This window comes from Gemmatimonas aurantiaca (genome assembly GCF_037190085.1).
GTDB classification, from domain to species: domain Bacteria; phylum Gemmatimonadota; class Gemmatimonadetes; order Gemmatimonadales; family Gemmatimonadaceae; genus Gemmatimonas; species Gemmatimonas aurantiaca_A.
Window position 1 is genome coordinate 69,118 of record NZ_JBBCJO010000009.1, and the last position, 13,970, is coordinate 83,087.

At 64.1% G+C, this 13,970-nt stretch carries 8 protein-coding genes; 4 read left to right on the top strand and 4 right to left on the bottom strand.

The annotated features are described in order from the left end of the window. The first annotated feature begins 7 nt into the window (after positions 1–7). Together WG208_RS11765 and WG208_RS11770 are read left to right on the top strand one after the other, a co-directional pair. A complete protein-coding gene (locus WG208_RS11765; RefSeq protein ID WP_337171556.1) occupies positions 8–3,154 on the top strand; it encodes a CusA/CzcA family heavy metal efflux RND transporter in 3,147 nt (1,048 codons plus the stop codon). Continuing rightward, a complete protein-coding gene (locus tag WG208_RS11770; protein WP_337171557.1) occupies positions 3,151–5,097 on the top strand; it encodes a heavy metal translocating P-type ATPase in 1,947 nt (648 codons plus the stop codon). Before WG208_RS11765 ends, WG208_RS11770 begins: the two co-directional genes overlap by 4 nt. Positions 5,098–5,681: 584 nt before the next feature. Here WG208_RS11770 and WG208_RS11775 read toward each other — a convergent pair. From WG208_RS11775 to WG208_RS11790, 4 genes are all read right to left on the bottom strand, one after another. Beyond that, complete coding sequence (locus WG208_RS11775) at positions 5,682–6,527, bottom strand: type IV toxin-antitoxin system AbiEi family antitoxin (protein ID WP_337171558.1); 846 nt, start codon at positions 6,525–6,527, stop codon at positions 5,682–5,684. A gap of 474 nt (positions 6,528–7,001) precedes the next feature. Next, the gene (locus WG208_RS11780) at positions 7,002–9,059 is read right to left on the bottom strand and encodes a hypothetical protein (protein ID WP_337171559.1); all 2,058 of its coding nucleotides are present in this window, start codon (positions 9,057–9,059) and stop codon (positions 7,002–7,004) included. After that, positions 9,046–9,957, bottom strand: coding sequence for an ATP-binding protein (locus tag WG208_RS11785; RefSeq protein WP_337171560.1), 912 nt, complete (start codon positions 9,955–9,957; stop codon positions 9,046–9,048). The genes WG208_RS11780 and WG208_RS11785 overlap by 14 nt, the downstream gene beginning before the upstream one ends. After that, on the bottom strand, positions 9,941–12,118 hold the full coding sequence (locus WG208_RS11790) for a Mu transposase C-terminal domain-containing protein (protein WP_337171561.1): 2,178 nt from the start codon (positions 12,116–12,118) through the stop codon (positions 9,941–9,943). The genes WG208_RS11785 and WG208_RS11790 overlap by 17 nt, the downstream gene beginning before the upstream one ends. Positions 12,119–12,420: 302 nt before the next feature. Between WG208_RS11790 and WG208_RS11795 the strand changes: the two genes are divergently transcribed. Next, the gene (locus tag WG208_RS11795) at positions 12,421–13,146 is read left to right on the top strand and encodes a hypothetical protein (RefSeq protein ID WP_337171562.1); all 726 of its coding nucleotides are present in this window, start codon (positions 12,421–12,423) and stop codon (positions 13,144–13,146) included. Between the two features lie 130 nt (positions 13,147–13,276). After that, positions 13,277–13,819 carry a hypothetical protein gene (locus tag WG208_RS11800; protein ID WP_337171563.1) on the top strand — a complete coding sequence of 181 codons (543 nt, stop codon included), beginning with the start codon at positions 13,277–13,279 and terminating at the stop codon, positions 13,817–13,819. The last annotated feature ends 151 nt before the right edge of the window (positions 13,820–13,970 follow it).

The window sequence follows — 13,970 nt, forward strand, 5'->3', positions numbered from 1 at the left end:
AGCCACCATGCGAACCCTACTCACTGCAGTACTCCGGCAACGTCTGCTGGTCACGTTTCTCGTGGTGTTGCTCGTGGGCATCGGTACGTGGTCGATCATGCGTCTGCCTATCGACGCCGTCCCGGATGTGACCAACGTGCAGGTGCAGATCAACACCAATGCGGCGGCGCTCTCGCCGCTGGAAGTGGAACGTCAGATCACACTGCCTGTCGAGCTGTCGATGTTCGGCCTGCCGGCGCTCGAGGAGATCCGCTCCATTTCCAAGTTCGGACTGTCACAAGTGACCGTGGTCTTCAAGGAAGGCACCGACATCTACTTCGCACGGCAACAGGTGCAGGAACGCCTGCAACAAGCCCGAGAAGACATTCCCGCGAGTCTTGGCCAACCAGAAATGGGACCGATTTCGAGTGGTCTCGGTGAAGTCTTCCAGTACGTCATCGTTGCGTCGAACCACGCGAAGCACGACGCCATCGAACTGCGCACCCTGCAGGACTGGGTTGTGGCCACGCAATTGCGCAGCGTCCCGGGCGTTGCGGAAGTCAACAGTTTCGGCGGATTCACCAAGCAGTACCAGGTCCTGGTGCGACCGGAGGCACTGCTGCAGTACGGGATCACCCTGCAGCAGGTGCTCGATGCCGTCGCGGCCAACAACCAGAATGCCGGTGGCGGCTACCTGACACAGGGCGCCGAACAGTTGGTGATTCGCGGCGTGGGGCAAGTGCAGAGTCTCGATCAGATCCGCGGCATCGTGGTGACCAGCCGTGGAGGCACCCCCGTGCGGGTCGGTGACCTTGCCGACGTGGAGATCGGTTCGGCCATCCGGCAGGGCGCCGTGACGAAGAACGGCGGTGGGGAGGTCGTGACCGGCATCGTGATGATGCGCATGGGGGCCAACGCCCGCACCGTGGTGGCTGACGTGAAGGAACGTTTTGCCGCTGCGGCGCGCAGCCTGCCCAGCGGTATTGAACTGATCCCCTTCTACGATCGGACGGAGTTGATCCAGCGCACGATCGGCACCGTGGAAAAGAACCTCGTGGAAGGTGCGGTGCTGGTCGTCGCGGTGTTGTTCCTGCTGCTGGGCAATCTGCGCGCGGCGCTCATCGTAGCGCTGGCGATTCCGCTGTCGATGCTGTTTGCCGTGAGCCTGATGGTGAAGATGGGCATCGCGGGCAGCCTGATGAGCCTCGGTGCGATCGATTTCGGGCTCGTGGTGGACGGATCGGTGGTGATGGTGGAGAACTCCATGCGCCGTCTGGGTCACCGCAAGGACGGAGAATCGTTCCTCGGGACGGTACTCGACGCTTGCGCGGAAGTCGGACGTCCCGTGCTGTTCGGTGTCGGCATCATCATTGTGGTCTACTTGCCCATCCTCACGCTCGAAGGGGTGGAGGGGAAGATGTTCCGCCCCATGGCACTGACGGTGGTGTTCGCGCTCATCGGCTCACTGCTGATCACCTTCCTCGCCACGCCCGTGCTCGTGTCCACACTGCTGCGTGGCAAGGTGGAAGAGAAGGATGTCTGGCTCATCGAGCGCGCCAAGAAGATCTATGAGCCGGCGCTGGAATGGGCCCTCGCGCGTCAGCGACGAGTGCTGGCGGGATCGGGGGTGGCGGTGCTGCTCACCCTGGCCGCTACGCCGTTTCTGGGCGCAGAGTTCATACCGCGCTTGGATGAGGGCGCGTTTGCCCTGCAGGTGTTGCGACTGCCGAGTGTATCGCTGGAGGAATCCGTGCGCCAGACAACACAACTCGAGCAGGTGCTTCTGCGGAAGTTCCCCGACGAGGTGAAGGACATCGTCGCGAAAACAGGACGACCGGAGATCGCCACTGATCCGATGGGCGTCAACATCTCGGACATCTTCGTGATGCTGTATCCGGAGTCACAGTGGAAGGCTGCAGAGTCCAAGGCGGAACTCGAAATGAAGATGAGCGCCGCACTATCGGAGATTCCTGGTCTCGTCTTCAGTTTCAGTCAGCCCATCGAACTGCGTGTGAACGAGTTGATCGCCGGGGTGCGATCGGATCTGGCGATCAAGATCTACGGCGACGACCTGCAGCAACTGGGTCAGGTGGCCGATCGTGTGGTGCGGGCCGTGTCTGCCCTGCCTGGCGCCGCCGGGTTCAAGGCGCAGCAGCTCGAGGGGCTGCCGCAGCTCCAGATCTCCGTGATCCCTGAACAACTTGCCCGCTACGGCATCAACGCGGCGGACGTCATGCAGGCGGTGGAGGCCCTCGGCGGCGTACGTATCTCGGAAGTGCTCGAAGGACAGCGTCGATTCGATCTCGTCGTGCGATTCCCTGCGACGGTGCGGGCGAGTCCGTCTTCCATCGCAGCGCTGCTGGTGAGCGCCCCCGGTGGAGAGCGCGTACCGGTAGGCACCCTGGCCAACGTGGAAGTGGTGAACGGCCCGGCCGAAGTCAGTCATGAAAACGGCTCACGCCTGGTGATCATCGAGGGCAACGTGCGGGGCCGCGACATCGGCGGATTCGTCACCGAGGCGCGGGCGCTGTTCGAGACCGGCAAGATCCCGCTTCCCCCGGGCTACCGCCCGGAGTTCGGTGGGCAGTTCGAGAATCTCGAGCGCGCCTCCGGCCGGTTGGCGTTGGTGGTGCCGCTGTCTCTGCTGCTGATCTTCGTCCTCCTGTTCGCCACGTTTCAATCGGTACGCCAGGCCGCCTTGGTATTCACCGGTATTCCGCTGGCCACGGTGGGTGGGGTAATCGCGCTGTTCCTACGCGGCATGCCGTTCAGCATTTCGGCCGGTGTGGGCTTCATCGCCCTGTTCGGCATTGCGGTGCTGAACGGCGTGGTAATGGTGTCGTGCATGAACGACCTGCGCGCCGAGGGGCGATCGCTGGATGCCGCAGTGCGGGAAGGCGGCCTCACCCGTCTACGGCCGGTATTGATGACCGCTCTCGTCGCGAGCTTGGGGTTCATGCCCATGGCCATCTCCAGTGGAGCCGGCGCCGAGGTGCAGCGCCCGTTGGCCACCGTCGTGATCGGAGGACTGGTCACGAGCACAGCCCTCACCCTGCTCGTGCTGCCGATGATGTACCTGATCATCGAAGGACGTGCGATACGGCAGTCCGATGAGTCGCCCGCCCAGGGCCCCCGGTCACAAGCTATCACCACCAACCTCGAGTCTCACGCATGACGTCGATGGCAGCTCCTGAGACCACTTGGTACGGCCGCAACCGAGAATTGGTGTTGAGTCTGGTGTCGGGCTCGGCAACCGCCGCGGGATGGATACTGGAATCACAGGACGCTTCGCGCAGCTGGTGGCTCAGTCTCTACGTCGCGGCCTATGTCTTCGGAGCTGCCGATCTCGTCATGCATCAAGTGCGTGGCATTCGCACCAAAGGGCTCACATTCGATATCGACCTGCTGATGCTGATTGCCGCGCTCGGGGCCGCAGCACTTGGCGCGTGGAGAGAGGGCGCCTTGCTACTCTTTCTCTTCAGCCTCGGACACGCCCTGCAGCACTATGCCATGGGCCGTGCGAGACGGGCCATCGAGGCCCTGCGGGACCTGGCCCCCACGCGTGCCACGGTGCTGCGCGAGCAGAATGGCAGCAGACTCGAAGAGAGCGTGGCCATCGAACAGGTGACACCTGGCGACATCGTGGTGATCAAGCCCGCTGAACGCATCGCGGTGGACGGTGAGGTGACGGAGGGGCGTTCGAGCGTCAATCAGGCCGCTATCACCGGGGAGAGTGTTCCCGTCGAAAAGAGCGCGGGCGCGCCGGTGTACGCAGGGACCGTGAATGGCGAGGGCTCCCTGCTCGTGCGAGTGACCGTCGCGATCGGTGACCGCACGCTCGACCGGGTCGTGCGCATGGTGGCGGAAGCACGGACACAGCAGGCACCATCGCAGGAGCTCACGAAGCGGTTCGAGCGGATTTTCGTCCCCATTGTGCTGATCGTGGATGTGCTGCTCATGGTGGCGCCGCCATTGCTGGGGCTCTGGACGTGGGGCGAGGCGTTCTATCGAGCGATGGCGCTGCTGGTGGCCGCCTCCCCCTGCGCGCTGGCGTTGGGCACACCGGCGGCGGTGCTGAGCGGCATTGCGCAGAGTGCCCGACGGGGCGTGTTGATCAAGGGCGGAGCGCACCTCGAGATGCTGGGCACGCTGACGATACTCGCATTGGACAAGACGGGCACCGTGACGAAAGGGGAACCGGAAGTCACGGAGGTGATTCCCGCTGACGGCGTCGACGCGGATCACTTGGTCGCCATCTCCTCCGCCGTCGAGCGTCGATCTCAACATCCTCTGGCACGGGCCGTGGTCATGGAGGCCGAGCGCCGGGGCCTGACCGTGGCCGAAGCTGCCGATGTGCAATCAGTTGTCGGGCGCGGTGTGACTGGACGCGTTGGCTCTGACATGGTGGAGGTGGGGCGTCTCTCGCTATTCACGGAGCGGGGGCTTGTTGTGCCGGAGCTGCTGCGTGCACGTATCGAAAGGCTGGAACGTGACGGACGATCAACCATGACGGTGCGCCGCATATCGGTGGATTCCCCCACCGGCATGTGGCTCGGCGTACTGGGAGTCGCAGATCAACCTCGCCCTGGTGTCCGGGAGATACTCGATGACCTCCGGCGCATCGGCATTCGAAAGCTGGTGATGCTGACTGGCGACAACGCCGGTGTCGCGCGTGCCATCGGTGGGCAGTTTGGCTTCGACGATATTCGCGCAGGTTTGCTACCGGAGGGGAAGGTGGAGGCGATCGAAGAACTGGCTCTGGAGGGGCCTGTCGGCATGGTTGGCGACGGCGTCAACGACGCACCTGCGTTGACCACAGCCGCTATCGGTATCGCCATGGGTGGGGCCGGCACGGCGGCCGCGCTCGAGACTGCAGATGTGGCGCTGATGGCGGACGATCTGGGCCAACTGCCGTTCGCGGTTGGCCTGAGCCGCGCCACGCGACGTGTCATCCGCCAGAACATCGCAGTATCGCTCGGTGTCATTGGCGTACTGATCGTGGCAACAGTGACCGGAGCAAGCAGCATTGGACTCGCGGTACTGATCCATGAGGGAAGTACTTTGGTCGTTGTCGGCAACGCGCTCCGATTGTTGCGCTATGGGAGCGACTCGCTTTGACCGTCGGTACATGATCGCGAGGGCTTGGCGATGCACAAAGGCGTCGTCGACCTCTGCGTGAATGAAGAAGCAACGACGCAGCGATCGGGATTGCGTTGCCGCCGGGCGTCATAGGGCGCTGCACATCGCGTCGGGACCAGAAGTCTGCGAACCCCTTTGAGGGGTTCGGGTCGCGACAATTATGAGAGCGGAACCCGACAGTTTTGGTGGCGGACGACACGCATGGCGCGCGGTTTGGGGACGAGCCACAAAATCGCCGCACCGGCAGGGACGAAATAATGCGCAAAGGGATGCCAGTCCGATGACGGCATCCCTTTGCTGTTCATACACGTACCGCGTCGCGACAGCGTATGTAGATGAACGGCAATACAATAGTGTCGCGTGAGGGCGCACCGGAAGTCGCCCTTCTCACGGATTGCCGACGCTGTCGATCCCGGTCCGACTCGCAAGCTGCTGGACGCCATCGGGCCGGAACTCCTCGCGGGGTACCACATCATCCCGCAGCCGATTCTGAGAGCCGCCGAAGGCGGTCGTGCAGAGTATCGACAAGTGCCTCGCGGACGGGAAACTTGAGCGTGTTCGCTTCATGCTGGAATTATGGCCCCGGCGGACGAGGGCGCGACGGTTGACGCCCCGATGGTTCTCGGCGGAATCGGCAACACGGTATCCGCGACGTTCAGATGCGCATCGTGGTGACGCACGGGGCGCCGAGGACCAAACCACACCTTCCCCCGGGGGATCGGCTCGAGCCGTTCTGCAAGAGCCGGAGCCACCCCACTGAGCAGATAGGCGAGGCGAATGCGGGTGGCGTGGGGGCGACCCGCCAGTTCCTGGTGGATCTGCGCTTCGTTGGCCGCGTCAACGAGACGCCCCAGCATTTCCAGGATGCTGGCCCAACTGCGGACATCCCGCGGCCGATGTGCCAGGTGCACGAGGATCGTGGCCGGCGTATGGACGAGGAGACTACCGCGCTTCCGAACGGGAGCCACCTTGGCGCTGAAATGCACAACACGGCAGAGCCGGGCCAACGCGGCGGGGACCGCCGCCCGCTCCGGCATCGCCACCTCGGGGATGTCCGGGGCGCGGTCCGCGAGATCGTGCAACCAGAGCGCCGAGCCGAGCGCGATGCTGGGCTGCTGCGCCGGGACCCGACTGCTCGCCGCAGCGAGGGCGGCCTGTACCGGCATGAGGGGATCACCACTCGAGAACGCTCCGGCGCGTTCGCCGGGGGCGAACTCCCACATCCCGCGCACGCCGGTGGGTAGGAGCCAGCCCCGCGCCGCGAGCCGTTGAATCGCGACGCGCGGTGGCGTCCGCATGACGGTGCGCCCGATGAGCGCGGTGAGTTGGGGGACGGACACGATCGTCGGGCGCTCGAGTTCGAGCAACGCGACGAGCGGAGCCAGCGATGGAGGAATCGAGCGTGTCACAATGGTCTGTGGCGTATCGAATAGTGATACAAGAGAGGCACCCATGACACTCTATTTCGTCTGTTTGTTGATGTCAATCAAGTCACTATTGTATCAAATTACGATACATATGGCTACCTAGTGACACCCGCAGGTTCGTCGACCACCTTGGCCGATCGGACGCTGCCTCCGCACGGACGAAGACGTGACTTTGCCATTTCTGTGTGCTCTGCGCTCCGGCCGGACTGCGGCCGAGAGGACGCTCAAACGAGCTCCGCCACCTCTCGTAAATCCAAGGGCTCTGGTCAGCCGACCAGGGCCCGGTTCATGGAGGCCTAAGCCGAGGCGCTCCCCCCTTTTCCTGGCGTATACGGTTTTGGGCAGAAAAACTCAACCGACGGCAATATTCGCATCATTCGATCTCAGCGAATCATTCGTATCATTCGCTCTTGGGACGAACCGTGGATGATACCAATGATACCGAATTCTCGATTATCAGAGCGCCCAGATCCCCCGCGGCTCGAAGCGAAGGCTGGAGACGGCTCGCGCGGCCCATGCGCGTAGCGGACCCGACGCGTCATTGCGGGCCATCCGAGCGATGGCCGACGAGATATCCTCGCCGGCCAATCCCAGCCCGCAGAGCGCCGCCATACGAGTCCCCGGATCAGGGTCGTGCTCCAGGCACGCCTGCATCAGTCTCAGCCCTTCCCCGTCTTGCAGGAAGGCGAGTGCCGACACGGCAAGGCGACGTTCCGATGCGACCGGTGACATGGCCGCCTCCAGCACAGGTTTGACATCGCGCAGCAGTCCCAGCTCCCGTTTCGCCGCCCTTCCGAGATCATGAACCACCGGCCCACCATGGCCAACGGCGAGTGACATCAGGACGTCGGCCCGATCATAGAGCGTGCGTTCTGCATTGATCGCAGTCTTCGCGGTCTGGTGCGTGAAGTCTGGGTTGTGTACCCGCAGCAAGTCACCGCCCAACAACTTCGCCGTCGTGGTCGGTGTCCCATCACACCGCGCGTTCGCGACCACACGCCGATACGCGACACAGACCTCGGCGGCCGTCCAGAGCGGCGCCGAGGCTTCGGAGGCATCTCGACCGGCGTCGGCTTCTCCGTCAGACCTCGTTGATGCAGCGAGATCGGATTCGGCTTGGTCGAGTACCTCTCGGAGCGTGCTCACAAGATGCTCACCTCGTGTGCGAAGCCCGCGAGCGCCCGCCAATCGCGTCACATCGCGACGACGATCCCGAAAATACTGTCTCAGGGCCGACACGCGGGCATCACGGATTCCAGCATTCTGAGATAGCCGTAGTTCGTCGATATACTTGCGAACGCGAGCGCTGGCGAGCTGCTCCTGGAGTTCGAGCAAGGCTATCGTTGCCTCGCCTCCTTCGCGCTCCTCATTGAGGGTGAAGTAGTAACGTCCGGCGACCACCCCCAACGCTACGAGGATCGGGCGCACCCGTGCCGACTTGCCGACCCCCGGCACGGAAAACGTGTCCCGCACCAACGACTCCACTCGACGGCGGATAGCGTCAGGGCCGCCTACCGCGAGGTGCGGGTCCAACGCCACCTCATCGTCGAGATCCGGGAAGGACACGGCCGCAGAACCGATGTGTTCGATCGCGCGGCGCACAGCGGCTTGCACGCGCAGGCGCGACGTGGCGGCGGACAGATCGCGGTCCACCAGCGTCGGATCGAAGGCCGCCGGGATCCAAACGGGATCCTGTGGATCGTCGAGCTCCAATCGCTTGATGATCGGCCGCGTGGAGCGTTCCAGCGACCGGAGCGCCGCAATCACCGCCAAGCGTGTGGGAGGGTCGTGGGTCCCCTCGAGTGGCTCGACCTCCGCGTGCACCTCTCCGGTGGTCACCGCGTACACCGCGCGCCCTTCGTGGAACGCCTCCGTCAGATGACGCACCCATTGACGCTGGAACGCTCGTAACGCAACCTCCTGCACCGTGAGCCGCGGCACCTCATCGGTAGACTCATGCGCTCCCGCCGGCACAAAGAGGCGCGCGCCACCATGCTGTCCGCGCAACGTCGCCGCGAGGCGAATGTGATGCCCCCGCAATAGACTGGTCAGATCCTTACTCAGTTCGGATGCGATCAGCGGCCACGGCGTTGAGGTCCATGTCGCCTGTTCGAGCACATCCTCGAGTCGAACGGGGCGCCCACATCGTTCGAAGGCCTCGAAAAGCAGCATCAGCACCGCCTGGCGACGAGAAACGCAGCTCGCGACCGCTCGTGCCGGGACGGCTCCTCGCTCGGTGTGGTCGGCCGTACGATATCGATAGCCCGCATCGGAGGCCGCACGATCCACCTTGCCGGCGGCAAATAGGCGTCCCAGTGCTCGCCCAACAATGGCAACCTCGCGTCGCGGTATCGATTCGCCAACTTTCACTTGTAGTAACGCGCCCGCCACCTCCCGAGGCGTGAACCCTTTGCTCTCAAGGGCCTGCAATTGCTGCAACGCAGCAAAGACCTCGGCCGCATCACGGGTGGGAGGTCGCGACAGCCATGGGGGTTTGGGGCTACTCGTCGACATCGTCACCATCCGCGCTCGGAGCCCCCCACGTCCGAAGCCGTCCACGCGTCCGTACCATCCGCCATTCCTCCTCCATGTCCTCGTGCACGGCTTTCACGAAATCGAGCGTGACCTCTTCCAGCGGGATCTCGCTGTCGCCCGCCCGGCCGACGACCTCGACCAGCAGTTTGTCCAACGCCCGGGCCGAACCGCCGCAGATCTTCCACGTCCAACTGCGAATCGCGCGGTGCTTGGCGCGGGATAACCTGGGGACGATCACGGAGTAGATCCCCTCCCAATCCTCGCGATTCAGCGGTTCGAACCAGATCCATCGTACGACGCGCGATGTAATCTGCGGCAAGGATTCCACCGTCTTGGCGATATCATCCATTCCGATCAGGACCACCGTGAGCGGCCAACTCTCTTCGCGACTGATATTGAGGAGCATCGAAAGCCCGCGAAGTTCTTCGGCCGCATACGTCCCTGCTTCATCGAGCAACAGCACCTGGAGACCGCGCTGCCGCAGGGTCGCGACGACGCGTCGTGTGACGGCGTGTTCTGAATCGCGCTGGAACAGGGTGCTCGGCAACGTGCCGAAGTACCGAGCATACAGTTCCCGCAGCGGACCACGCACAGACTGATGAGACGAGGGTCTGGTGCGCTTCCCGCTCACCTCGAAGGTGTCCGCTTGCACCCCCACTCCCAGCGCGTCGTCTTCGTTGATCAGGCTGACCAGGTGGTGCGCACACGTGGTCTTCCCCACCCCGGGTGGTCCGCTCATCACGATGAAGCCGTGCTGTTGGTGCGCGTTCAACACGCGGGCGGTGGCGAGCCGCAGCGCCTCAGTTTCGAACGGTCGCGCCATTCGGGACGCCGCCTCGCCCCGTACCGGTATCGATCCTTCACGATGCAGCGTCATGGGTCTCCCCTGTGTCTGGGTCAGTCCGCGGCGCGAGATCCTTGGCTCGCCACGCTTCACGGTATGCATTGCGCCTCTCCTTTCGCCGGCTCTCTGTAGGGGTGCGGCGGGACTGCGCCCGATCGGTCGTCGCGACATCCTTCTTCAGATGCGACCCATCGGCGTTCGGGTGCTCCGGGACTTCGGCCGGCAGCACGGCAGTGGGTGGCGGCGGTTCCACATACGCTTTCGTACGCGCGCACAACGCCGCTTTGTAGGCCACGGTCGACCGGCGAATGGCGCCGGACATCATGGCGCGGAGACTCGCTATGCAGAGGTGCTCATGGGTGTCCGCATCCAGCACATGCACGTGCTCCCGATGTTGCAAGCTATAGTGCACAATCACGGAACGGTCTCCGTGATCTTGTAAGAGCGGATGGGTGTATTCCGCCTTCCCAAACTCAATGCCTCCGGAGCGTACGGTACGGCGTGTGGGGTCACGTGTGAGGAGCAGATGCGCCACCGTGCTCGGGACCTCGCGGATGCCATCGGAGGTGTGCCAACGCTCAACCGGTGCCTCGCCGGTGCTCGAGTGCACACGGTGGTTGTATTCGGCCACGGCGCGATGAAACGCCTCCGTGAACTCCTCCAGCGTGGGATACGATGCCGCCCGCGTCTCGTCACGCTGCGCAATGCCGCGTTCTGCGGGCGCGTACCCCGGAGACGTCGAGAATCGGACCCAAAGGGAGTGAAAGATGCGTTCGATGAACGGACGCGTATTGGGTGACCGGGGTGGTGAGACCGTCAAGGCCACGTCGAGCCACACCAACAGCTCCCGGAGCCGTTCCTGAAACTCGGGGCCGCGATCCACCCGGATCTCCCGAGGGACACCGGTGAAAGGTCGATGCGAAGTCGGGGTGTGCAACATGCCACTCGCCAGGGCTGCAATGCCAAGCTCGGCGTCAGGGCTTCCGACTTGCAGCGCGTAGCCCACGATCGCGCGTGAGAAAACGTCCGTCGCGGTCGACGTCCAGATCTTGTGCCCCTTCAGCGTCCACGTCCCATCGCTCGCTTGGACGCGCAGCTTGACGTACACCGGCACTTCGGAGGAATCCAGCTCCCAGGTGTCGTTGGGGTACAACCCGGCATCGCCGATGCCGACCAAACGGGATTGTGTGTGAAAGTGCTTGAGGTGACCGCCGCGCGCCTCCTGGAGAGGTTGCGGCAATGCGCGGAGATAGCGGCGAATGGTCGTTTCGCTCGGCGGTGTCTCCCATGACGCGCGGTGTTCAGCCCGCTCGTGATTGCGTTGCTGGATCCGCTGCTGGACTTCATGAACAATGGCCGTGATCGTAGCGGCAGGATGGGTATTCCACACGGCGAGAATGTCTCGCTCCACGAGCGGGGTCAGCACCGTGGGTGGGTTCTGCCGCAGGTGTCGTCGATCATAGAGGGGCGCGCCTCGCATGTGTTGCGCGATCTTGCGTTGCGCCCAGCGGAGGCGACGAATGGGGATCTGGAGCTCTTCCATCGCGGCCCGCAGATTGCCGTGGCGCTCCATCACCACCATGAGTCGCAAGGCCATATTGTGTTCCTCTAGAAATTTTGCGTTCTGCAGTGCCATGGCCTGGGCACGTGCGACCCGGTGGGGGATTCGTTGGGAGCTGGCATTGGCCCCCGGTGCCTCGATGGCAGCAGGGACCTCCTCTAGCCGATAGGCTGCGGGCGCTCTCGGACGCCTGGGCAGTGCTCGCGTACTCGGTACGACGACGCCTTCCGCATGGACCGCCAATAGCGCGTGATGGGGCGCTATCGTCGGTATGGCACCGGGAGCATTGGGCTCCTGCTCGGCGCTGGCGGGCAGCATGGTGCGCAGACGGTGAATCAATGCCTCGACGTCGGCCTGCGCGGCGGCTGCCCGTTCTGGGCGCGCGCGGACGAGGCGTTTCAATGCGCCCCGAATGGCACGCTGCAGACGCTCATCGAGCTTGTCGATGGCATTGACCTGCGCAGCGATCTCCATCAGTTCATCCGTCAGCGAGCGCCCCTCTGCCATGCGCACGGGCGTCTGCCGTCGGCGTCGCCGACGTCCACGCACCTCCGATGAGAGCACAAAGTCATTCGGATAGGAATGTGCGTCTTCCGGGTGCGCGCTATTGTCCGCAATCGGCGTGGAAGGCATGATCGGGAAATGCAAGAGTCGATCCGGCGCTATTGCATATACGACTGACAAGAGTGGTCATAACGGGAGCATACGTCGTAACGCGTGTTGAAAACTTTCCTGCAGCGCAACGCATGGAGCGAGCGTTCCCCGGCAGGCGCGTCCGGTACGTCCGCAGTGAGAGGCCCGACTGCGGCACGATGGGCTCTCCGAGCGAGCCGACCGGACAAACCGCATGCATATGTCGTCGTTCGATCAAGGAGACCCGAAACGGTGCGAGTGCAGCAGCCCGCGAACTACGATGCCAACCCGTACATTGCAGGATGATCGTCTTTCTGGGGGATGTCCACGATCTGCTGGGCCCGATGCACGCGATGATCCATCGACTGCCGCCCCACGTCGACGCGATCGTGCAAGTGGGCGACCTCTGGGTGTGGCCGGAGGACCAGGATATCCCACCGATGTCGGATGGCTCGCGCCGCGCGTTACCGCCCCGGCCGATGGATGCAAGCCTACGGTGGCAGCGTCCCGCGAAGGATCTGTATTTCCTCGACGGCAATCACCACCTGTATCCCCTCACGCGGGGCCTGACCGCGCCCACCTGTGTGGCGCCCGGTGCCATCTTCCTCCCGCGGGGTTCCGTCCTGACCCTGCCAGGCAAGGACGGTCCGTTGCGGGTGGGCGTGCTTGGCGGTGCGGACAGCCTCCATGAGGCGATGTGGCGTACGCCGGACCGTGACTGGTGGCCCGACGAAGAGCGGGTCACGGTGGCCGATGTGGACCGACTGCTCGCGAACGTCACCGCCGCCGGGGGCATCGATCTGCTTGTCACGCACACCCCGCCGGCGTCGATTGTGCGGGCGATGCATCCTGACGAGACCACCACCGTGCATCCTTCCGCGGAGCTCGTGGAGCACGCGTGGCGCGCCCTCGGTGGGGGTGTCAGCGACCCGCCTGTCGAGTTGATCTGCGGCCACATGCACGCGGCCTGGACCGACCGGCGACTGCGCGTCGAAGTGCTCGCCGAGCTCGGGCTGGCCGTGCGATAACAGGCTATGCGTGGAGGGATGAGCAGAGCATCACGGCGCCTCTGGCCACGTCCCGCGTGGGTGACTGGACTAGGCAGCCGATCGAGGTGTATGCATACTCATCGGAGATTCCGCGACACGGAGCGTACCCATGATTCCGCATGAGATACCCAAGTCCTCGGACGCCTCGACGTGGGAGAGCGTCTTGGCGCGTGGCCGAAAGGTCGTCGCCGACGCGGTGGAGGCATCCGGAGGGGCCTGGACGACCGAGCAGGCGCTCGAGCAGCTGGGCGTGGACCGCGACAGCTTCGTCCGCTGGCGCGAGGAGGGACGCGTGTTGGCGCTCGAGGGGCTTGATGAGGCGCTAACCTATCCCGTCGCGCAGTTCACGCTTTCAGGAAGAGGAGAGTTGCGTCCGCATCCCGTCATGCAACGGATGGTCCAACGGGCGCAGGCGCGTCTGTCGCCCGAAGAACTGTTCGGGTTGCTGACCGCGCCGCAACCGATGTTGGTGGATGCTGATGGTCACCCCCTCACGCCACTCGAAGCCATTGCGTCGGGCAACGAGGACGGCGCCCTGCGTCTGCTGGACTGGGTGCTCACGTCGTCCGATGCCGGCGCGCCTCCCATTTCGGCTGAGCGCGCGAGGGAACTTGGACACGACAGCTCCGAGATCGCTCGGCGACCTAGCTGACATTTGCTCTCATAGGTCGCAGGCCCCGGTGAAGCACGTCGTGATTTGCGTGATGTCTGCACTAGCCGCACTGGTGGGCTGCAAGTCGCATCGCACCGTTAGAATCCGCTGCCCAATTATGGCGCTCGACGTGAGCAGGGTAGGCGGTCAG